Annotated in this window: 17 protein-coding genes, 1 tRNA gene and 2 CRISPR repeat arrays; of the genes, 9 read left to right on the forward strand and 9 right to left on the reverse strand. The window is 48.0% G+C overall.

The genetic code is table 11. The features are described from left to right. The first annotated feature begins 376 nt into the window (after window positions 1-376). Window positions 377-1,198: a pyruvate, water dikinase regulatory protein gene (locus CYJ98_RS01555; RefSeq protein ID WP_036491303.1), complete on the forward strand. Its 822-nt coding sequence runs from the start codon at window positions 377-379 to the stop codon at window positions 1,196-1,198. Between the two features lie 55 nt (window positions 1,199-1,253). Here CYJ98_RS01555 and dcd read toward each other — a convergent pair whose 3' ends face one another. From dcd to CYJ98_RS01575, 4 genes are all read right to left on the reverse strand, one after another. Then, a complete protein-coding gene (gene dcd, locus CYJ98_RS01560; protein WP_003680541.1) occupies window positions 1,254-1,820 on the reverse strand; it encodes a dCTP deaminase in 567 nt (188 codons plus the stop codon). A 125-nt stretch (window positions 1,821-1,945) separates the two neighbouring features. Continuing rightward, complete coding sequence (locus CYJ98_RS01565; protein ID WP_063068879.1) at window positions 1,946-2,377, reverse strand: hypothetical protein; 432 nt, start codon at window positions 2,375-2,377, stop codon at window positions 1,946-1,948. Window positions 2,378-2,401: 24 nt separating this feature from the next. Then, window positions 2,402-3,184, reverse strand: a complete 783-nt coding sequence (locus CYJ98_RS01570; protein WP_101755024.1) for an ADP-ribosylglycohydrolase family protein — start codon at window positions 3,182-3,184, stop codon at window positions 2,402-2,404. A 77-nt stretch (window positions 3,185-3,261) separates the two neighbouring features. Continuing rightward, on the reverse strand, window positions 3,262-4,161 hold the full coding sequence (locus tag CYJ98_RS01575; protein ID WP_101755025.1) for a recombination-associated protein RdgC: 900 nt from the start codon (window positions 4,159-4,161) through the stop codon (window positions 3,262-3,264). Between the two features lie 133 nt (window positions 4,162-4,294). Between CYJ98_RS01575 and CYJ98_RS01580 the strand changes: the two genes are divergently transcribed. The 7 genes from CYJ98_RS01580 (at window position 4,295) to CYJ98_RS01610 (ending at window position 11,641) form a co-directional block, all read left to right on the forward strand. Continuing rightward, window positions 4,295-4,370: transfer RNA gene (locus CYJ98_RS01580), tRNA-Glu, on the forward strand. 529 nt (window positions 4,371-4,899) lie between these two features. Next, on the forward strand, window positions 4,900-6,153 hold the full coding sequence (gene cmr1, locus CYJ98_RS01585) for a type III-B CRISPR module RAMP protein Cmr1 (protein WP_101755026.1): 1,254 nt from the start codon (window positions 4,900-4,902) through the stop codon (window positions 6,151-6,153). Window positions 6,154-6,172: 19 nt separating this feature from the next. After that, complete coding sequence (gene cas10 / locus CYJ98_RS01590; protein ID WP_101755027.1) at window positions 6,173-8,029, forward strand: type III-B CRISPR-associated protein Cas10/Cmr2; 1,857 nt, start codon at window positions 6,173-6,175, stop codon at window positions 8,027-8,029. Then, the gene (gene cmr3 / locus CYJ98_RS01595; RefSeq protein WP_101755028.1) at window positions 8,026-9,189 is read left to right on the forward strand and encodes a type III-B CRISPR module-associated protein Cmr3; all 1,164 of its coding nucleotides are present in this window, start codon (window positions 8,026-8,028) and stop codon (window positions 9,187-9,189) included. The genes cas10 and cmr3 overlap by 4 nt, the downstream gene beginning before the upstream one ends. 52 nt (window positions 9,190-9,241) lie before the next feature. Next, complete coding sequence (gene cmr4 / locus CYJ98_RS01600; protein ID WP_101755029.1) at window positions 9,242-10,147, forward strand: type III-B CRISPR module RAMP protein Cmr4; 906 nt, start codon at window positions 9,242-9,244, stop codon at window positions 10,145-10,147. A 1-nt stretch (window position 10,148) separates the two neighbouring features. Next, entirely contained in the window at window positions 10,149-10,517 is a 369-nt protein-coding gene (gene cmr5 / locus CYJ98_RS01605; protein WP_101755030.1) for a type III-B CRISPR module-associated protein Cmr5, read from the forward strand. Between the two features lie 2 nt (window positions 10,518-10,519). Continuing rightward, entirely contained in the window at window positions 10,520-11,641 is a 1,122-nt protein-coding gene (locus CYJ98_RS01610; protein WP_101755031.1) for a type III-B CRISPR module RAMP protein Cmr6, read from the forward strand. Window positions 11,642-11,895: 254 nt separating this feature from the next. Beyond that, window positions 11,896-13,260: a CRISPR direct-repeat array (repeat unit 36 nt; unit sequence GTCGGAAGACTTGCCCCACTAATCGGGGATTAAGAC). Between the two features lie 352 nt (window positions 13,261-13,612). On the opposite strand, the gene cas2 is transcribed toward CYJ98_RS01610, so the two are convergent. Genes cas2 through CYJ98_RS01635 form a run of 5 tightly spaced genes read right to left on the reverse strand, consistent with a single transcriptional unit; the run spans window position 13,613 to window position 16,498 of the window. Then, window positions 13,613-13,891, reverse strand: coding sequence for a CRISPR-associated endonuclease Cas2 (cas2, locus tag CYJ98_RS01615; RefSeq protein WP_070591185.1), 279 nt, complete (start codon window positions 13,889-13,891; stop codon window positions 13,613-13,615). Between the two features lie 2 nt (window positions 13,892-13,893). Continuing rightward, a complete protein-coding gene (cas1, locus tag CYJ98_RS01620; protein ID WP_101755032.1) occupies window positions 13,894-14,871 on the reverse strand; it encodes a CRISPR-associated endonuclease Cas1 in 978 nt (325 codons plus the stop codon). A gap of 2 nt (window positions 14,872-14,873) precedes the next feature. Further along, the gene (locus CYJ98_RS01625) at window positions 14,874-15,467 is read right to left on the reverse strand and encodes a hypothetical protein (RefSeq protein WP_101755033.1); all 594 of its coding nucleotides are present in this window, start codon (window positions 15,465-15,467) and stop codon (window positions 14,874-14,876) included. A 10-nt stretch (window positions 15,468-15,477) separates the two neighbouring features. Then, window positions 15,478-16,050, reverse strand: a complete 573-nt coding sequence (locus CYJ98_RS01630; protein ID WP_101755034.1) for a hypothetical protein — start codon at window positions 16,048-16,050, stop codon at window positions 15,478-15,480. Between the two features lie 40 nt (window positions 16,051-16,090). Further along, window positions 16,091-16,498 (reverse strand): hypothetical protein, encoded by a 408-nt coding sequence (locus CYJ98_RS01635; protein ID WP_101755035.1) that lies wholly within the window; start codon window positions 16,496-16,498, stop codon window positions 16,091-16,093. Window positions 16,499-17,201: 703 nt separating this feature from the next. Here CYJ98_RS01635 and cas6 point away from each other — a divergent pair. Beyond that, window positions 17,202-18,137 carry a CRISPR system precrRNA processing endoribonuclease RAMP protein Cas6 gene (gene cas6 / locus CYJ98_RS01640; RefSeq protein WP_101755242.1) on the forward strand — a complete coding sequence of 312 codons (936 nt, stop codon included), beginning with the start codon at window positions 17,202-17,204 and terminating at the stop codon, window positions 18,135-18,137. A gap of 195 nt (window positions 18,138-18,332) precedes the next feature. After that, a CRISPR array of direct repeats spans window positions 18,333-19,209; the repeat unit is 36 nt; unit sequence GTCTTAATCCCCGATTAGTGGGGCAAGTCTTCCGAC. Window positions 19,210-19,314: the final 105 nt, after the last annotated feature.

The following is a 19,314-nucleotide window of genomic DNA, read 5'->3' on the forward strand; positions in this document are numbered from 1 at the left end:
AAATCCGCCTGCTTATTGTAGCCATTCGTTTGATGGCTGTCATGTGTTTTATCTTTTTAAAAATCACAAATTCGTCTGTGATATTGTGCTTTTCAGGCGTGTAGCCTTCTGAAATGTGAATATCAGATTCTTGTTTTTACGTGTTATCTTCTTGTTAAATATGGAAAACAAAATAAGTTAATAAATTTAATAAACAAGATTTATTTTGTAATATTAGAATAAAATTCTACAAAATGGAAAAAAATAAAATTTTATGCCAATTTAAAAATTGTTCAAATTTGTTGTAATCCTGTGTAATCTGTCGGGAATCGCTTTATTGCAAAGGCTGTAACTGCTATGATTGCCGTCTGAAACGTTACCCTCAAGAGGATTCATTATGACTGATCCACGCCAAGTCTTCTATATTTCCGACCGAACCGGCCTGACCGCTGAAAATATCGGTGAAGCCTTGCTGAACCAATTTGGCAATGTTGAGTTCAAACGCCATACCTATCCGTTTATCGATACGCCTGAAAAAGCGCGTGCTGTTGTAGACAAAGTCAACCAGTCAGCTGAAAAATTCGGTGTGCGCCCGATTGCTTTTGTCAGTGTGGTCAATGACGAAATCCGTGAAATCATCAAGAAAGCCAATGCGTTCCATATTAATTTCTTTGAAACCTTTCTCGGTCTTTTGGAAAAGGAACTCAATACGGAGGCAGTTGCTGCCCGGCAGGGGCACCACAGTATCGGCAATACTCAACGCTATGATGCGCGTATGGAGGCGGTCAATTTTTCACTGAATCATGATGACGGCGTCAGCGATAAAAACCTGCAGGAAGCGGATGTGATTTTGATGGGCGTGTCCCGTTCGGGTAAAACGCCGACCTGTCTCTATCTGGCCCTGCAATACGGTATCCGCGCCGCAAACTATCCATTGATTCCCGATGATTTGGAATCGACCGATTTGCCGCGTATGGTCAAACCTTATAAAGACAAGCTGTTCGGTTTGACCATTCAGCCTGAGCGTCTGCAGGCTATCCGTCAGGAACGCCGTCCTAATTCGACCTATGCCAAAATCGATACTTGCCGCAGCGAGATTGCTGATGCGCAAAATATGTTCAAACGCCACGGTGTACCGTTTACCAATACAACCGATAAATCAGTGGAAGAACTTGCCGTTCATATCTTGCAGGCTTGCAAGTTGAAACGCCGTTTCTAAATGAAATGATAAAAGGCCGTCTGAAATTTCAGACGGCCTTTTTTTATTTTGTGTATTAAGTCTTAGGCAGGGTAACACCGGTTTGTCCCATGTATTTGCCGTTGCGGTCTTTGTATGAAGTTTCGCAGACTTCATCGCTTTCAAAGAACAAGACTTGAGCCACGCCTTCGCCGGCATAGATTTTGGCAGGCAGGGGGGTGGTGTTGGAAAACTCAAGCGTAACGTAGCCTTCCCACTCTGGCTCAAACGGGGTAACGTTGACGATGATGCCGCAGCGTGCGTAAGTGGATTTACCTAAGCAGACAGTCAGGACGTTGCGCGGGATGCGGAAATATTCGACTGTGCGCGCCAGTGCAAAGGAGTTGGGTGGAATGATACAGCAGTCGTCTTCGACTGTAACGAAGTTTTTCGGATCGAAGTTTTTCGGGTCGACGATGGTGCTGTTGATGTTGGTGAAGATTTTAAATTCATTAGCACAACGGATATCGTAGCCGTAGCTGGATGTGCCGTAGGAAATGATGCGTTGGCCGTTGGCCTCTTTGATTTGGTTGGGCTCGAACGGCTCAATCATGCCGTGTTCTTCGGCCATGCGGCGTATCCATTTGTCGGATTTAATGCTCATGGTGGTTGTCCTGGGGTAAGGGTTGTTTGGAAATTTTTTGAAATCAACACAACAGCCTTTAGACAGGCTTGTCAATTGATGTTTCAGACGGCCTAAAAGCCGGATAAGGTCGTCTGAAAGGCTGTTTATTTGGTTTTGGACGCAGATTTCTTAGCCAGTTTGACTTCTTTAATCATACCGTCTTCGCATTTCATGATGAAGACGGGTGTGCCGTTTTGGGAGGCGGTAAAGTTTCCGTGCGCCCTGCCTTTTTTGAACACGCCCTCCAGCGTCATATTGCGTAATTTGGCGCTGTTGGAGGAGAAAGGTTCGATAAAGGTTTCGCTGTTGCTGGAAACGGTATATACGCCTTTGCCGTCAAATTTGCCGTCTTTAAAGGCTCCGACATAGCTGCGGCCGTCTTGGCATTTCCATGTGCCTTTGCCGGATGGTTTGCCGTCTTTGCCGACATCGCCATCGTAAACGCAACCTTTTTCCTGATAAGGATTGATGGTTTCGGCAATGGCAGGCGTACCCAGCATGAAGGCGACGGGAAGTAGGGCGAGGTATTTCATCATTATTGTTCCTTTTTGCAGGCAGTTTCAGACGGCCTGATATTGGGATTCAAAAGTCAGCAAGGTTTCAGCAATACGGCGTGACAATATGGCTAAAGCGTGTTCGCGCATGGATGCAGGGATACCATGGTAGGCTTCGGCAATACTGCCGGTAATGGCTGCCAAGGTATCGCTGTCTCCGCCCAGGGAAACCGCCAGTCGGATGGCGTGTTCAAAATCATCGCTTTCAAGAAAGGCAGTAATCGCTTGAGGTACGGTTTCCTGGCAGCTTTCGTTGAAATGATAATGCGGGCGGATTTGGTCGCAACTTTGGCTCAAGTCGTAGCCGAATTGCCGTGTAATGTTTTCTTTGATTTGCGCTTTGCCTATACCGGTACGCGCCCAAAATATGGCAGCAGCTACAGCTTGTGCACCTTTAATGCCTTCCGGGTGGTTATGCGTTACGATGGCGGATTGTTCGGAAAAATGCAGGGTTTCTTCCAATGTTGCAAATGCCCAACCAACGGCAGAAACACGCATGGCCGAGCCGTTGCCCCAGCTATTATAAGGTTCTGGATCTTTCCATTCTATCCATTGTGAGAAGCGGCCGCCATATGCGCCTTTTGGACAGGGATATGCCCTACACCAGCCTTGTAAAATAGAGGCTAAATTATCGTTGCAGCCTTGTAAAACCCAATCGGCAATGGCAGCAGTGCAAATCGTGTCATCTGTAAAGTTGCTGTCGGGGCTGAAAATGTCAAAATCGGTATGACGGTAGTTGTCAAACTCGAATCGTGATCCGGCAATATCGCCGATGACTGCGCCCAACATCATGACATCCTTTCTGATACTTCTATTTATATTTCAGACGGCCTTTGATATTCCCAATCGAAAGGCCGTCTGAAAAATTACTCTTGCCAGCCGCCCAAATAAGAAACCAGTTCTTCTAACATGGTGCTGATGGCTTCAGTCATCAGGATTTGCGAGGCAAAGGCGAGGCTGGCAGCATCGTCGCCGTTGCTTTCGGCTTCTTCTTGCAACACGTCCAGATACTGGATGCGTTTGAGCGTAAAGTCTTGGGTGAGGATGAACGCGATTTGTTCGCGCCATACCAAGCCAAGTTGGGTAACGGTTTTGCCATTTTTGACGTGTTGTACCACTTCATCGGCGGTCAGGTCTTGTTTGGAAACTTTGACGACCGGGACAACATCGCCTACGCCTTTGAGTTCGCAGTCGCTGTCTAATTCAAAACCGCCTTCGCAATGGCCTTGCAGCAGCCAGCTGGTCATCAGGGAGGAGGGCGATTGTTTGGTGTTGGGCAGGGCTGCTTCCAAACCGCCCAAGGCTTCGCGCAGTTTGGTCAGGATATTTTCCGCTTTGGCAGATGCGGCATTGTTGACCAAAAGATAACCATGGCGCACGTCGAAAATCGCCTGTGTGCGGCTGCTGCGCGTAAAGGCACGGGGCAGCAGGTCGTCAGTAATCTGTTCTTTCAGCTCTTGTTTTTCCTTACGGCCGACATTGCGCGCTTCGTTGTTTTGGATTTCCAAAACCTTTTCATCCAAAATATCGCGGATAACGCCGGCAGGCAGGACTTTTTCTTCTTTTTTCAGAGCAACGCGCCAAGTGTAATCGGCAGGGAAAACCAGCTCGGGCGAAAAGGAAACCGGAGTGGCAAAGCCTTCGCTAAACCAGTCCAAACCCTGACAATGGGCAAATTCGGATTGCGCCAATTTGTCGGCAAGGACTTCCAATTCGGGCAAATTGTCTTTGTTGAGCGGATAAAAACTGATTTGCTTAAACCACATGGCGAGTTTTCCTTTTTATTAAAACCAGCATTATACAGGGAAAATAACATACGGAAATCGGCAGCATCTTTAAAAATGCAGTAAAGGCGTTGACAGAAGAAAAGGCTTTCTGTATAGTTCGCGCTTCGGTTACGCGCCCATCGTCTAGAGGCCTAGGACACTGCCCTTTCACGGCGGCAACCGGGGTTCGAATCCCCGTGGGCGTGCCAAAATTCTAAAAATCCCTTACTGTGTACTATGTACAGTAAGGGATTTTTATTTTGTCTGTTGAATCAAGAGATTTATCTATTTCTAGTCATTTATTTCAATAAAATATATCTAAATAATCTATTTCTATCAAGTTGATTTATTTGATTGCCATTTGCTATTTAATTCTAAAATTTTATGATTTAACCATATTGAGTGATTAAAAAGTTTCTTTGTAATTAAACTATTCAGCTGCATACTCAAGTAAAGTCTTAGCAAGAGTAGATAAAATCAAGTGTCAGTAGTTCACCGGTTTCTTGGTGGCTTTACTATTATTTCTTTTTTATCAAAGATCACTTCGGTTTTTAAAATAAGTATTGGGTAGTTCGAGAATTTTTTTGTCTAAAGAAAATAGGCAATCTATTCAATTATTAGATAAAAGTTTTTAGTATTTGGATAGGTAATTTATATTTACAAATTTGTGCATGATGCAAAGTTTAATTATTTCTGATATAAAAGTAACTTGCTGATTGAATAACAAAGGATAAGAAAATGGCTTTGCTAATCCCCGATTTCGCACCAACGGAAAAATTGCCTGAAAGCAAGGAAAAATGGCAGGAAATTCACTGTGAGCTTATTACGCCTATTTATGGCGGTGGTATTCAGGCTACTGTGCCTGATGTTTTGATGCCCATTCGTGCCACAGCGATTCGTGGTCAGTTACGCTTTTGGTGGAGGTTATTGGCACGGCAAAAATGGAATTTGAAAGAAAAAAATTTGCGTGAGGCGGAGTTTCGTTTGTGGGGAGGTATCGGTGAAGAAGCTGCTGCGAGTTTGGTGTTTTTGCGTGTGCTTGATGTATTAAATGTTAAACAGATTTCTTATTTTAAAGGCAGCTTGGATTCGTCTCTACCTTCAGATAAAAAAGTACGTTCGAAGAGTAAGAGTGATGATTTAAAACCTTATGCTTATGTTTTGTTTCCAATGGATAGTGAGGAAAAACGTGAAAAAACGTTATTGATTAAAGAGGGTTTGACTTGGACCTTGCAATGGCGTTTGAGCGAAAAGGCAAACGAAATAGATAGGCAACAGGTTTTGGAAACCTTACGCTGGTGGGTAAATTTTGGAGGGATTGGTGCACGTACCCGACGCGGATGCGGTGCATTTATGGTTAAGGACAGTTCTAATCCTGTTTTCAAGCAGCCTTTGAGTATTGATGAGGTAATGCAGGCGGGTTGCAAGCTGGTATTACGCTCAAGTACTAATCATGCTTTAGTAGCTTGGAAAGACGCAGTTCAACGATTGCGTGATTTTCGGCAAGGTGTAGGTGTTGGGCGGAATCATCCTTCATCTGATACGACGAAACCTGCCGGTCGCAGCCGTTGGGCGGAACCTGATGAAATCCGTCGTATAACGCGAACACATTCTGACCGGCACAGGCCGGAACATCCTGCCGGAGATTTATTTGCGCGTGGCGTATTCGGTATGCCGATTATTTTTCATTTTGTTGGCAGTGATGAGCCAGCAGATACAACGTTACAGCCTAAATATAAGGAACGTATGGCCAGCCCTTTAATTATTCGCCCTGTTGGGGATGGCAAGGGAGGTTTTCAGGCTGCCGCATTGAGTCTCCCTTTGGATAAGGTTTTAAATGTTTCTGTTGAGTTATTAGAAAAAAAACAAAAAAAGGGAAGTGGACATTCAGTAACATTGTGGTCAGAAAGTAAGGCGCGGCAGATTAGGCCGTTAAGTGAAAATGGTGGTGGTAATCCAATTGATGCGTTTTTGAATTATTTTGCGAAATAAAAAAAAGAGGAAAACTGAAATGACTCAATATGTTTTAACCCTATCCATCGGTCCTGTGCAGGGATTCATTGCTTCGGCTCGACGGAGTCGGGATTTATGGAGCGGTTCTTGGTTGCTGTCAGAAATAGCAAAGGCAACTGCAAAGAGTTTGTTTGAAGCCGGAGCGCAGATGGTGTTTCCGTTTGTGGACGAGGCGACCAAAGACCGTTTAGAACCTTGTGACAGGATGGATGATAATTTTTCAGTCGGCAACAAAATTCAAGTGCAAGTTGATGCAGTTGATGATGCCGCAGTACGCGGTTTGGTTGTACAGGCAAAAGCAGCGGCGCAGTCACGGTTTGAAACCATCGCGCGTCAGGCGCGACAAGATTTGAACGCAGCTTTACGCGATGAAATTTGGCAGATGCAAATTAAGGATTATTTGGAAATCCAGGCTGCATGGGCAAAGATAACCGAAAAAGGTTATTCGGATGCAAGCCAACATACAGCATCAGCTTTGGCAGCGAGAAAAGCAACACGCGATTTTACGCCTGTGCATGCGGCTGATGCTTGGGATAAGCGGTTTATGTTGCCTAAATCCTCACTGGATGGCGCACGTGAAACCGTATTGCTGGAAAAAGTAAACGGCGATGCCGACTTGTCTGATGTGGCAAGACGCAAGCTTGGCTTGAGCCTATCCGAGCAGTTGGATTGTGTAGGGATTATGAAGCGTTTGGGAGGAAATAGCGAGCAGTTTACGCCTGTTACACGCGTGGCAGCAGATGCTTGGCTGCAAGATTTGCCTGAAAATGAGTTAAGCCAACTTCGTGATACATATGAGCCGTTGATTGCGCTGAATTTAGCAACACGCGTAAAAGGCAATCAAGGTGTTTATGCAGATTTTCCGTTTGACGCACAACTGCTGTACCGAAACCGTTTGGATGCGATTTTGTCGGACAATAAAAACAGCGCGGATGCATCGAAAAAATTATCAGATTTGAAAAATGTCCTAAAACCGATTTGGCACAAATATGGTGAACCATGCAGCTACTGGGCGATGTTGCTGGCAGACGGCGACCGCATGGGCGAGTTGCTGGATAGGGCAAAGACAATTGAAGAACATCAAATGATTACCGAGGCGTTGTCTTCATTTGCTGAAAGTGTACCTGCAAAAATGCGTGACTTTCAGGCGCAATGCGTATATGCAGGCGGCGACGATGTATTGGGCTTTGTTGCGCTGGATAAGGCGGTTGATTGCGCGGATGCATTACGGCAAGCATTTTCAGACAGCCTGAAAAAAGTGTCAGATGTTTTGAAAGCAGAAAAAACGCCAACCTTGTCCGTTGGACTGGCCATTTGTCACATCAGTACCCCCCTTGGCAATGTACGCCGTTTGGCAAAACACGCAGAAAAAGTGGCAAAAGGCGACAATTATCCTGCCAATCGGCAGCGTAATGCGCTGGGCATTACCCTGTCCGTGCGTTCAGGTTCGGACAGCGATTGGCGTGTGCAATGGAGTGATGAAGCAGGTTTGGCAACATTTAAAAAATGGCAAAACCGGTATCAGAAGAAAGAAATCAGCAGCCGTATTGCCTACGACAGTCGCGATATCTTTATGCGTACGGATTTTCCGAAATCCGCTGATTTAACCTCCGAACTGCACCAAAATATCCGCCAAGCCGAGTTTACCCGAATGCTGGATAGGGCGCGGAATATGTCGGGTGGTGAATTGAAAGACGATGTAAAGAAAGAGTTGAAAGCCCGACTGGATGAGTTGCAACGACAACTTGGCAGCGAACACGCCGGCGCACTCAATATCTTCGCCACCGAGTTAATTATTGCCCGCTGGCTTGCAGCTAAAACACAAAACGATTTAGGACAGGAGGCGCAATCATGAACAGCTATTTTTTAGACGCACTTGCGCCGTTGGTATTCCGCAGCGGCAAACCGTTTGGAGCGCAGTCGGATACCGATGATATTCAATTTCCATTACCCTCCGCAGCAGCAGGTTTGGTACGCACGCAAATCATGCGGCAAAACGGTTGCGATTGGGACGGCAAAGCACAAGGCAATCGGGCTAAGTTATCAGACGCACAAGTCGATGAATTACGTCAAATTGCCGTACAGGGCGCCTTTTTAGCAAAACAGGACATTTCAGACGGCCTGAAAATCCTATTGCCAAAACCTGCCGACGCCTTGTATTTGAAAAACAAAGAGACAGATAAAATCGAACTTGTCCGCCTTGCGCCGCAAGCCTTTGGCAGCGATACAGCGGCGGATTTCCCTAATGCCGATTTATTGTCCGTACAAATCCAATCGCCGATTAAAGGCAAACCTCAAAGTGGGGCAACATATTGGGATTTGGCAGACATACTGGCTTGGCATAAGGGAGAAAAGTTGGGCTTTGACGATGTAAACAAACGCGGCGCACAATCTCTGCCGATTGAAACGCGTACCCATGTCGGCATAGACCGAAAAACGCTTGCAGCCGAAGACGGACGTTTGTTTCAAACAGCCGCTTACGACTTTGCCGAATCGGCTCAGAAGCATCATCAGGGTTGGGAAAGCTACCGCTATGGTTTTATGATCCGTACCGTAGCCGATTTACAAGATAACAGCGTAGTGCGTTTTGGCGGAGAAGGAAGACTGTCGCGACTGAATAAAATTTCAGACGACGTGTTCAAACAGCCCGAATACGCCTATACAAACGGATTGACGCTCACCTTGCTGACGCCTGCCTTGTTTGAAAAAGGCTGGCTGCCTGGCTGGTTGGACAGCCAAACCTTAACAGGCACACTCCCGCATACCAACCTGCAAGTTAAGCTCCGTTCAGCCGCCATAGACCGTTGGCTGCCCGTTTCAGGTTGGGATTTACAGCAGCATGCCCCGAAAGCCATGCGAAAAGCCGTTTCGGCTGGCGCAGTGTATTGGTTTGAAATACAAAATGGCAACCCGGCGGAGCTTACCCAAGCCCAATGGCAATCATTTAGCGACAACGAACAAGACCGGCGCGACGGCTTCGGTATTGGATTGATCGGTCCGTGGCAGAGCATTTGATTTTCAGACGGCCTGATTCCCTATTTCATATTTAAAACACAAGGAAAACAAAATGAATACCCGAATTTTTCACCTACATGCCTTATCCGCCCTCCACGTCGGCACAGGTCAAGGCATCGGCGCAGTAGACTTGCCCATTGCCCGCAGCCGCGCCACCAATCTGCCACTCGTCCCCGGCAGCGCGCTCAAAGGCGTATTGCGTGATGAAGCCAAAGAAAAATGGCACTTAAACCAAGACGACATTCAAGCTCTGTTTGGCGCAGACAGCCAAGCCGATAAAGAAAATATTCATGCCAGCGCCGCCGCTTTTGGCGATGCACATCTATTGCTGCTTCCGATCCGCTCGTTTGCAGGAACAGTCGCCTTTGCCACTTGTCCCTTTATCTTGCAACGTTATGCTCGCGATGTACGCGGCATGTTGTCGGGAATCCCAAAAGTACCCGCTTTAAAAGATAGCGCATCCGTGCCGGAAAACACCGTATTGCGCGTTTCAAGCAGTCAAATTGCATTGGAAGATTTGGACATCGGCAGCGAAACTGGCACCGAAGCCAAACAATGGGCAGAACACATTGCCGCCGCCGTTTACCCCGAAAACACCGCAGACTATCAAGCATGGCGCGAACAGCTCTGCCAACGCTTCATTATCCTGCCCGACAGCACATTCTCCTTCTTAGCCGATACCGCGACCGAAATCCGTATGCGCATCAGGATTGACCGCGAAACACGCATCGTCAAAGAGGGCGCACTCTGGTCGGAAGAAAACCTGCCGGCCGAAAGCGTACTGTACGGCATTTTAGCCATCGACAAATCGCGCCACAGCCGCAATGCCAAAAGCGCAGACGAGCTTTCCGCCTTGATTCCCGCAGGCGAAACCCAAATCCAGATTGGCGGTAAGCATACAGTCGGACGCGGCCTTTGTCGTCTCGTACTTTCAGACGGCCTGACAAAAGGGGAATAACATGCAACACATCCGTTCGCAAAAATATGCACAACGCGCATTTGGGTTGATTCAAAAAGTCAAAGACAGCAACAAGCAAGTCAAAGAATACCGTACACTTGTATTGAATTTCCCCACCATGATCCTGCAATCAGGGCTTGCCCAAGCCATCGGCTTTTTACAAGCCAAAGGCAAAGAAGAGCACCTGCTCCTATTGGCACACATTGCCGAATTGTTGGGCGAAAACAAAGACAGCCTGCACAAAAAAATCTTAGAAGCAGACTTATCGCACTATCAACTTCTTTCCCGCCAAGCCTTGGAAGCAGCTTCCAGCCTCAAGCGCTACACCCAAGCCCTGCTGCCCAAACCCAAAGACGAACAAGGGGAATAATCATGACCATATCACTCATGCGGGAAAGCCTGAAAAAACTTATTCCGGACGACCTGAAAGACGCACACGCCGGTTTGCTCATGCAGCGCGGCCTGACCGAGTGGGACAAAGACGACAAACAAGCCAAAGCAGACCTGATTCAAAAAATCGTCAAAATTCCCGCGCCCAAAAAAGACAGCCTGTACGCGCTCGCCTTTACGCGCTGGGTGCAGGCCACTTCCGATACCGGCCGTTTTGCCACGCTTGCCGCCAGCATTTCAGGCAGGCTCTATACAGGCCTCAACAGCGCAGGCGCACTGGAAACAGGCATCAGCACCAGCCATACCTACGGCATGCCGCTCCTTGCAGGCTCGTCCGTCAAAGGTATCGCCCGCAGCCATGCCGAAAGCATCGGATTGGATGAATCCCATCTGACCGTATTGTTCGGCGACGACAGCGACTCAGGCAGTCTGAAGTCAGGCGCACTCGTTTGGCACGACGCATGGTTCATCCCTGCCAACACCCCGCCCTTTGCCGCAGAAATCATTACCACCCACCACCAAGACTACTACAACGGCAAACAACTTGAAGCCGACGAAATGGAATCCCCCATTCCCAACCAGCAAATCGCCACACAAGGCAGCTTTTATTTCGTCATCGAAAGCGCACCGGGCGCGCAGGCATGGGCTGTATACGCCCAAAACCTACTGATTCAAGCCTTGCGGACACAAGGCGCAGGCAGCAAAACCGCATCCGGCTACGGCTATTTCACAGAAGCAGCCGAAGAAGCACAACGAAGCATCCGCAACATTCAAGAAGCACAAAACCAAGCCCTGGCCGCGCAACAAAAAGCCGCCGAGCTTGCCGCCATGCCCGCGCATCAGCAGTTTATCCAAACATGGCAAGAAAGAATGGAGGAGCAACCAAACAAGATCATAGGCAACCAAGCACACGACAAACTCTATCAAGAATGGAAGGCAGCCCTACAAACTGCCGCAGAAAGCCCCGATTTGAGCGCAGAGCAGAAAGCCGAAATCGCCGTTGCGTTTGCCGTCAAAAAGATGATGACAAAATACGCGAAATGGCTGACCGACAAGCGCGGAAAAGATCTGAAACCCATCTTAGCGAAGCTGCGCGGCGAATAGATTTTCGTCTTTGTCTGAGCCCGAACATTTCAGACGGCCTAAAGCCGTAAAACAGTTAAAAAGCGTTGTCGAATACGGAGTACACGGCTATAATTCGCAATACAAGTTTTCCGACGGATAGCGAAAAGTCTGTCTTTCGGCTGCTCTTTTTAGTTAATATTTCGTTAATTAATGTCTTTGTTTATTAAGAAAAATGCTAACATTTCTTAACTATGCAGAGCTTTGAAAATAATGAAATTTTTTAATTGAGTGCAGTCGGAAGACTTGCCCCACTAATCGGGGATTAAGACGTAGAATACGAAACTGAAACCCGTCACTACGCGTCGGAAGACTTGCCCCACTAATCGGGGATTAAGACTACTGGGTCAGGTACAGGGTGCGGTACGAGGTGTGTCGGAAGACTTGCCCCACTAATCGGGGATTAAGACCGCAAGCAAGACGTATTGGTTGACGACGAAGGTCGGAAGACTTGCCCCACTAATCGGGGATTAAGACACCACAGTAGAGTCATATTCAAAATCAGGATAAGTCGGAAGACTTGCCCCACTAATCGGGGATTAAGACTCTTCGAGACGTTCTACTTCCTTGACGAGAGTGTGTCGGAAGACTTGCCCCACTAATCGGGGATTAAGACCGAGAAAGCTAAAACTTTAGCTGCCTCCTTCGGGTCGGAAGACTTGCCCCACTAATCGGGGATTAAGACGTTGGACGACTACACGTGTCATGCAAACAGCACAGTCGGAAGACTTGCCCCACTAATCGGGGATTAAGACCTGGCAAGACATCTACATAAAGGTACCATTTTCCTGTCGGAAGACTTGCCCCACTAATCGGGGATTAAGACTTACCAGCCTTTACAGACTCCACACGTTGTACCGTCGGAAGACTTGTCCCACTAATCGGGGATTAAGACCTGAAGGAAGTTTTGGGCGCGTTGAGCTGCTGCGTCGGAAGACTTGCCCCACTAATCGGGGATTAAGACGACGTACACAGTCGAAGCAATACGCGTCGATTTGGTCGGAAGACTTGCCCCACTAATCGGGGATTAAGACGGTAAGATGTCCTACCTTGTAGTGCACCATTGATAAGTCGGAAGACTTGCCCCACTAATCGGGGATTAAGACAGCCTACTTGCAACCAGTTTTCACCCAGTTGGATGGTCGGAAGACTTGCCCCACTAATCGGGGATTAAGACCCAAGGTTTAGGTGCTACTGCAGGAATCACTTTGGTCGGAAGACTTGCCCCACTAATCGGGGATTAAGACCGTGCCACAGTTTCGCGGCCCAGAGGTGAGTTAATCGTCGGAAGACTTGCCCCACTAATCGGGGATTAAGACGCTACGAAGAGCAGGCAAATGATGACCATCGCAATGTCGGAAGACTTGCCCCACTAATCGGGGATTAAGACAGATTACGGAATGCTTGGTAAAATGCTTTTTTAGTCGGAAGACTTGCCCTACTAATCGGGGATTAAGACACACTGGATACTTCCAATTTAGTGTCCAAGCGACCGTCGGAAGACTTGCCCCACTAATCGGGGATTAAGACGCCACGATGTTGCGCATATCCTGCGCCAAGTCCGCGTCGGAAGACTTGCCCCACTAATCGGGGATTAAGACCCGTTTTCGTTTCTCATTCGTGCGCCGCAATGCGTCGGAAGACTTGCCCTGCTAACGTTGGGGACGAGTGTTTTTCAGACGGCCTAAAAGCAAGGCCGTCTGAAACGGTTGGATGGTTTATCCTGTCCCTCTTGCGGCAAACAGCAAAATAGCCTTGATATTGCATCAAGGCTATTTTTGTTTTTTGATCGGTTTTTAGTTTTTGGTACAAAGCAGGCTGGGAATGCCGGATGGGGCCGTCTGAAAATCAGGCTCTGCTGTCGGGTTGAGGCTTAAAAATATCGGGTTGTCCATCCTTTATTTGTATTTTGTTTTTCATCAGTCGGCAGGCGGTATATAAGCAGGTTGGTGTTTACAGTGTGCCGAAGTTGCCCAATATGATGCCTTCGGGCAGGGCGGTTTGCCCCAAAGTATGGATGATGCTGCTGTTGGCCAGTGGGTAGAAGCGCAAGTCATCCTGTTTGGGATGGAGCATTCGGCATAGTTCTTCAAAGCATTGCCGGGCTTGTTCACGGCTGCCGATGTGCAGGAATATGCTATTTTGCAGGGGGATGGCGTGCTGGATTAGATAGCGGTGTGCTTTTTGCAGGCGGCGCGGGTCTGAGATGTCGTAGGCGATAATGTGGCGCATTTTTACTCCAATGTAATGAGTTCGCTTAATTGGATTTCCGGCTTGCCGCTGTATTGGGCGAGGGCGGCTAAATAATCGGTGCAGAGCCGGTGGATGTGTTTTCTCCATTGTTTCGCTGTTTGTTCGTATGCCGGATAAAATTTGAGCCGTGCGTTTTTGTTCATCATGCAGCCTTGCGCGGTGGTGGAAAAGTCGGCAGGTGTCAGGGTTTGTTGATGAAACAGGGAAAGTACCCAGGCATCGCATTGGCCGCGCAGGTGTTCCAATAAATCGCAGGCAAGCGATTCGCGGCCGTGTTCAGGCTGGTGGTAGTAGCCGATAAAGGGATCCAAGCCGCTGAGGTAGAGGTGTTTGACGATGTCGAAGTGCAGCAGGGTGTAGGCGAGGGATAGGGTGGCGTTGACCGGGCCGCGCGGCGGACGTTTGTTTCGCCCTGAAAATTGCCAGTTTTGGGGCAGTATTGCCGCCCATGCGCCAAAATAGCGTGCCGCGGCCGCTCTTTCTATGCCACGTAAGCCGGGGATGTCGCTGATGTTTGCAAGGGTGTCGATAAGATTGGACAGGGCTTGGCTGTGCTCTTTCAAGCAATCTGCGTTCAGGCCGTCTGAAAATGCCATTTGCTGCAAATGTTGCAGTTGGGCAGATAGTTTGGCGGCGACTGTGTTTCTGGCGGCGGTAAGGCTTGCGCTTTTATCTTGCGACAGGGCATATTGTGCCATGCGCCTTTGTCCGTCCAGTTTCCAGTTGGGCAACATGAGGGCAGGGCGTTTTTGCCGTCCGCTCAATATGAGTACGCCGATGCCGGTCTCTCCCAGTTTGCCTAAAACCTTGGCCGATAGCGTTAAATCCCCGCGGATGCAGACGCGCTGTAAGATTTTCAGCGGGACGGTCGCTACTCTTTTATCATTTTCATAGCATACCAAAGCGCTGCTGTCTGCACGCAGGGAAAGGTTTTTGCGGTCTAGGTAGAGGGTGGTCATGGCTATGCACTCCGTTGTTTTTTGCGCTGTTCCAAATTCAAAAACCAAGTCTGCCCTTTGTTGCCGCAACGTAGGCGAATGTGTTGCTTTAATTCGCCGGTTTGCTGGTTTAGCCGTTTGACCTCTTGATATAAATTGTCTTTTTCGGCTTTTTGTTTGTCTTTTTCTTCAAACAAGGCACGGCGGTAGGCATTGATTTGTTTCAGCTCTTCGATGATCCGGATAATGGCTGCACGGTTTTTTTGCCCTTTGGCAAAAGCCAAATCGCGCTCCAGGCTCAATTTTTGCTGTTTGACGTTGTTGAGCATGGTGCTGATGGACCTCAGGCTGATTCGGGCATCGTCCAAAAGCTTGTAGGCAGCATTGGCAATTTGCACTGATGAGTAGTGCATTTCCACCAAGTAATGAAAATTGTAGCTGCTTTGCGCTTGTCGGATGTGTCGCTCAATCTCTTTTCGGCGTTTCGATACGGTTTTTTCTACCGATTTGCTTTTTTTGTGCCAATCGCGCTGAGCTTGTTGTTCTTCTTCGGTGACGGAGTTATAAATCCACGCACCTACACCCACGGCAGCTAAAACTGGTAATACCCAAATCATGCTTTTCTCCTTAGATTGCAATTTTTTGAAGGTCCACGAGCGGCAAATTTTGTTTGGCTTGTTCTAATTGTCTGCCTGCATGTTGGCCCAACTCTATTGAACAACTCAAGTACTGTAATGCCGCCTCATGCTGCAGGCGTTTCTCCTCGAGTGACGTTTCAGGGCGAAGGGCAGCCTTTTGTGTTTCCTCTGCCATTTTCATCACGGTCTGTCGTTGGTCGTGAATAGATGAGAGCTCGCGGTGCACGGCCTCGTAACACGCCATTGCTTCTCCCCTGCGGTTTGACAAATGCGCCATTTGCAGCTTGAAATTCTTGTCTATGGCATCGTGCGCGAGTCGGGCTTGCTCTTCAATCCGCAATTCTTCCATTTCCAACCGTTTGATATCGGTACGGTAGTCCAGCGTTCTGTTGTAGGACTCGGCAATCGCTCCGATTAAGTTGGTGGCTTGTGCAAAGCCCAGCAATCTGCCGCCCGTGTTCATGGGGATCACATTATTCATTTTGCCGAAGGGTAAGGTTGGTATTTTAATGCTCATGTTTTCTCCGTTTCTTGAGTTGTCTTTTGGTGTTTTGATGCTCATGTTTTCTCCTTTTCTTGAGTTGTCTTTTGGGGTTTCAGGATTATTCGCGCGGTGAAGTCAACGTATGGGCGATTATTCCTCCTGCCGCACTGCCAACCGCAGCCCCTGTTCCTGCAACAACGGCTGTACCCAGCGCCATGCCGCCGCCGCCGACTGAAAGTGCGCCGCCACCCAGTGCGGCCAGCGAGGCATTGGTTGCCGCAGCACCGGACAGCGAGCTGATGGCAACGCCGGTTGTGGCCGTATTTCCCAGTACGCCTGTGCCGCCCAGTACAGTGGCAATCGTTCCTGCATTCGACCATGCCGCCATACCGCTCGTGGCTACGTTCACCGCCAGCGATGTGGCAACCGGATGCTCTTCGGCAAACTCGCCTACTGCAATGACTCCGTCCATTACACAGTCGATGCCTTCGCCTACCAAGTCAAAAATATCCTCAAAAAATCCCATTTTGTTCTCCTTATAAACCATTTAAAACAATGCGTTCGCAGAGCCGGATCAAATCATGGCAATCCCCATTTGGCCGAGGATAAAAGTCTCCGAAACCTTCGACATCTGATCAACGCTAAAACGCAATCACAATCTGATAAAAGCCGCTAAGTCATATTCTTTCTCCTGTTCCGTGTTGTTTGTGAATGAAGCCATTGTCTGAAATTATCTGTTTGAGTGCCACATATACAAATTTGCAGCGCTGACTTCATGGTTGAATTTGTCAATTTCATTGGGCGAGGAAAATCGGGTTCAAACCGTAATTTTTTTCCCTGCCGTAACCACAAAATGAATTCTATGCGGATGAAGAACTAAAAGCGAACACTACAAATTTGTATTTTTTTGAGCGTTGTGAAATGAGAAAAATGCGGGGATTAATAAAGGAGAAGAGTGTTTCAGACGGCCTGAAAGTCATAGCGGCCAAGTTGAAATCATGAGGATTTTTTAGGGGATAAATATCGGGAGAGAATGAAAACATCATACGCCACAGCAATTTGATTGTCTTTCCAATCAGGGCGGGGCGGATGATCAGTATCAGGAAATTTCCTTATTCAAGCAGGGATTTTCTTATTTAAAAGGCGCACGTGGATTCAATTCGCTGCATTTTGTATTTTCAGGCCGGCAGAAACGCCGTATCATGCCATTTTTTATTCACATATCCGTCATGAATCCGCTTGACCTTCCCTCGGAATTGCCCATAGCCCGCTATCGGTTAACCTTTACGCTGACACAAAATTTACAGCTTCCCCCTTATGCGGCTTCGACCCTGCGCGGTGTATTCGGGCATGCACTTTTGGCAGCCGCCTGCACCTGCCCCATAGACCAAACGCCGCATCTTTCAGGCTGTCCGTATGCGCAAATTTTCGAGCCGGCGCCCCGTGCCGATTTACCCAGCAGCGTGCGCCAAAATCCGCCGCCGCCTTATGTGGTCGAAACGCCGTTATTCGCGCCCACGCATTTTCCCGCCGGTGCCGATTATTCGTTTGATTTGGTACTGTTTGGACAGGCACGGCACAGCCTGCCCTTGATTGGCGCCGTATTTGCCCAAGCCTTTGCCAAAGGGCTGGGTGTAAACAATACCGGCAAAGGAGAATTAACAAGCATCGCCGTGCAACAGGCGGACGGCAGTTTTCTGATGATTGCAGGGCGCGGTGGCCTCATCGGGCAACATCATAACAGCATCAAGCTACCCGAATACTATCCTGCGCAGGCGCGTATACAGCTGCTCACCCCCTTGCGTATCCAGCAAAAAGGCAGGATTTTGCGCGAGAACGAAATGACTCAGGCAATTTTTCTGCGCCAACTTATGCGCCGCTATCTGACGCTTGCCCGGCTTTATTGGCAAAACAACGCCGACACGGCCGAGCTGACCGTACAAGCCGCAGGACAAGGACAGTCTCCGCAGCTTTTATGGCACGAACACCGCCGCTTTTCCAACCGTCAAAAGCAAACTACGCCGTTGAGCGGCATCATCGGAACATGGCAATTGACCGACCTTTCCCCCGCTTTCGCACAAATGCTGTATATCGGGCAATGGTTGCATTTGGGAAAAGAAACGGTATTCGGCAACGGGCAGTACCGCATTATTCGGACACTGTAAAGATACGCCGGATACAATAAAACGGCCTTGACGGAGCAAACCGTCAAGGCCGTTTTATTTTTGTCCCAATGAAAAGGGTAAGACAGCGGATATTTTCAGACGGCCTTAAAGTAAGGCCGTCTGAAAAGCCATCAAAATTAGATGGGGCAAGTCTTCCGACTTGATGAAGAAGTGGGTTAAGAAAACGGCTGACAAGTCTTAATCCCCGATTAGTGGGGCAAGTCTTCCGACGCATTGTTTTTGAGCCATTCTTTATCAGCAATGAGTCTTAATCCCCGATTAGTGGGGCAAGTCTTCCGACAATACGAAGGTGAGTAAGCAATGAAGAGACTACTGTCTTAATCCCCGATTAGTGGGGCAAGTCTTCCGACGCAATCATTCTTAGAGAAACAAAAACAAATGTTAGTCTTAATCCCCGATTAGTGGGGCAAGTCTTCCGACATAACTCAAATATTGAAACACAAGTTTTTGAAGAAGTCTTAATCCCCGATTAGTGGGGCAAGTCTTCCGACGCGGTAAAGTATGCTACAAAGAACGCTTTGAAGACGTCTTAATCCCCGATTAGTGGGGCAAGTCTTCCGACTTGGAATGGAAAATTTTATGGTGACGACAAACGGTCTTAATCCCCGATTAGTGGGGCAAGTCTTCCGACCCTTGGTTAGAGAAGTATGTAGATTAAGGCATAAGTCTTAATCCCCGATTAGTGGGGCAAGTCTTCCGACGTATCCGCAAGACCATGCGAGCCAGCCGACTGGCGTCTTAATCCCCGATTAGTGGGGCAAGTCTTCCGACGCCGAGAAATTGGGCAAATAACCATCAAACCATGTCTTAATCCCCGATTAGTGGGGCAAGTCTTCCGACCTGTTCAAATCTGCTGCTTCTATAGCAGAGACTTTGTCTTAATCCCCGATTAGTGGGGCAAGTCTTCCGACTTCAACAAACGACCATCTGCAAATGCTATCAAAGTCTTAATCCCCGATTAGTGGGGCAAGTCTTCCGACGTAAGAGAAGAGTGGGTTCTGGCTGAAAGAGCTAGGTCTTAATCCCCGATTAGTGGGGCAAGTCTTCCGACTGCACTCAATTAAAAAATCCCATTATTTTCAAAGCTCTGCACGGTTAAGAAATGTTAGCATTTTCTCTTAACAAACAAAGACATTAATTAACGAAATATTAACTG

Source organism: Neisseria perflava (genome assembly GCF_002863305.2).
Taxonomy (GTDB): domain Bacteria; phylum Pseudomonadota; class Gammaproteobacteria; order Burkholderiales; family Neisseriaceae; genus Neisseria; species Neisseria perflava_A.

Bases quoted from the DNA above. Each gene is read 5' to 3' on its own strand.
- CYJ98_RS01555 (WP_036491303.1), top strand. From the start codon at position 377: ATGACTGATCCACGCCAAGTCTTCTATATTTCCGACCGAACCGGCCTG.
- cas10 (WP_101755027.1), top strand. From the start codon at position 6,173: ATGACTCAATATGTTTTAACCCTATCCATCGGTCCTGTGCAGGGATTC.
- cmr5 (WP_101755030.1), top strand. From the start codon at position 10,149: ATGCAACACATCCGTTCGCAAAAATATGCACAACGCGCATTTGGGTTG.
- CYJ98_RS01625 (WP_101755033.1), bottom strand. From the start codon at position 15,467: ATGATTTGGGTATTACCAGTTTTAGCTGCCGTGGGTGTAGGTGCGTGG.
- cas1 (WP_101755032.1), bottom strand. From the start codon at position 14,871: ATGACCACCCTCTACCTAGACCGCAAAAACCTTTCCCTGCGTGCAGAC.
- cmr4 (WP_101755029.1), top strand. From the start codon at position 9,242: ATGAATACCCGAATTTTTCACCTACATGCCTTATCCGCCCTCCACGTC.
- cmr1 (WP_101755026.1), top strand. From the start codon at position 4,900: ATGGCTTTGCTAATCCCCGATTTCGCACCAACGGAAAAATTGCCTGAA.
- cas6 (WP_101755242.1), top strand. From the start codon at position 17,202: ATGAATCCGCTTGACCTTCCCTCGGAATTGCCCATAGCCCGCTATCGG.
- cas2 (WP_070591185.1), bottom strand. From the start codon at position 13,891: ATGCGCCACATTATCGCCTACGACATCTCAGACCCGCGCCGCCTGCAA.
- CYJ98_RS01575 (WP_101755025.1), bottom strand. From the start codon at position 4,161: ATGTGGTTTAAGCAAATCAGTTTTTATCCGCTCAACAAAGACAATTTG.
- CYJ98_RS01635 (WP_101755035.1), bottom strand. From the start codon at position 16,498: ATGGGATTTTTTGAGGATATTTTTGACTTGGTAGGCGAAGGCATCGAC.
- CYJ98_RS01610 (WP_101755031.1), top strand. From the start codon at position 10,520: ATGACCATATCACTCATGCGGGAAAGCCTGAAAAAACTTATTCCGGAC.
- cmr3 (WP_101755028.1), top strand. From the start codon at position 8,026: ATGAACAGCTATTTTTTAGACGCACTTGCGCCGTTGGTATTCCGCAGC.
- CYJ98_RS01630 (WP_101755034.1), bottom strand. From the start codon at position 16,050: ATGAGCATCAAAACACCAAAAGACAACTCAAGAAACGGAGAAAACATG.
- dcd (WP_003680541.1), bottom strand. From the start codon at position 1,820: ATGAGCATTAAATCCGACAAATGGATACGCCGCATGGCCGAAGAACAC.
- CYJ98_RS01570 (WP_101755024.1), bottom strand. From the start codon at position 3,184: ATGTTGGGCGCAGTCATCGGCGATATTGCCGGATCACGATTCGAGTTT.
- CYJ98_RS01565 (WP_063068879.1), bottom strand. From the start codon at position 2,377: ATGATGAAATACCTCGCCCTACTTCCCGTCGCCTTCATGCTGGGTACG.